Origin of the sequence: Vibrio sp. 1874, assembly GCF_033344395.1 — a bacterium.
GTDB lineage: Bacteria > Pseudomonadota > Gammaproteobacteria > Enterobacterales > Vibrionaceae > Vibrio > Vibrio alginolyticus.
The window spans coordinates 1-1,012 of record NZ_JAWPOR010000201.1 but is presented as its reverse complement, the minus strand read 5'-3'; the positions used below and the strand labels follow the sequence as shown (position 1 = coordinate 1,012).

Sequence of the window (1,012 nt, the reverse complement as noted above, 5' to 3'; positions counted from 1 at the left end):
AAGTGCGCATTCACGCACGTAGCTCAGACTTCCAGCCTTTTGAGCAGGCTCGTGTGAAGTTGGCTGAGAAGTTTAATGTTGAGCAAGGTCAGCTTAATCACAGCGATAACGTTGTGATGGGTAGCTTTGTGTTGAAGCGTCAGTGAGGTGATGATGAAGAATTTAATTTCTCAAGCGCAAGCTTGGTGGAGTGGCATCTCTCAGCGTGAACAACGACTTGTGCTGGGCTGTGGTGCATTCGCCATCCTTGGCTTTCTTTACTGGGGGCTGCTGCAGCCGATGAGCCAACGTGCAGAGTTGGCGCAATCTCGTATCCAAAGTGAAAAGCAATTGCTTACATGGGTACAAGACAAAGCTGATGACATTACCGCATTGAGAAAAAGCGGGGGTGTCAGTTTTTCCAATCAGCCACTTAACCAACTTGTCTCTTCATCAGCGCGCCGTTTTAAGGTGGAACTGATTCGTGTGCAACCACGCAACGACAGTGTGCAAGTGTGGATTAAACCGCTCGCATTCAACCAATTGGTGGATTGGCTACGCTACTTGAAAGAGCAGCAAGGCATTGAAGTTGAATTTTTAGACATCGATCGTACAGACCAAGCGGGCATGATTGATGTGAACCGTCTGCAATTTAAGCGAGGTTAAGGTGAAGCGAGCAGTACTTTACGTTGTAATCTTTATCGTTTGTTTTTCTGTTAGCTTGATCATGGGGTTACCTGTTTCTTGGGTTCTCCAGCAAGCCCCCACTGTGAAAGGGCTCGACATACAAGGTGCTCACGGTTCCGTTTGGCAAGGTCAGGCTTCTAGCGTGCGTTGGCAGCGTCAAAACCTAGGGCAAGTGAATTGGGATTTCCAATGGTCTAGCTTGTTTACCGGCAAAGCCGAATTTTCGGTACGTTTTGGGCGCGGCAGCGATATGAACATTCGCGGTCGAGGTTTAGTTGGATACAGTCTCAGCGATGGCCCTTACGCGGAAAATTTGGTGGCGTCGATCCCGGCATCGAAAGCCGTC

Annotated in this window: 3 protein-coding genes; all 3 read left to right on the top strand. The window is 48.9% G+C overall.

Annotated features, from left to right (window positions below):
* Positions 1 to 146, top strand: a 146-nt coding sequence (locus tag R8N46_RS25620; RefSeq protein WP_318189833.1) for a GspL/Epsl periplasmic domain-containing protein, incomplete at its 5' end; no start/stop codon positions are given.
* Between the two features lie 7 nt (positions 147 to 153).
* Positions 154 to 645 (top strand): type II secretion system protein M, encoded by a 492-nt coding sequence (locus R8N46_RS25615; RefSeq protein WP_318189832.1) that lies wholly within the window; start codon positions 154 to 156, stop codon positions 643 to 645.
* 1 nt (position 646) lies between these two features.
* Positions 647 to 1,012: type II secretion system protein N (gspN, locus tag R8N46_RS25610; protein WP_318189831.1), on the top strand; the 366-nt coding region annotated here is incomplete at its 3' end.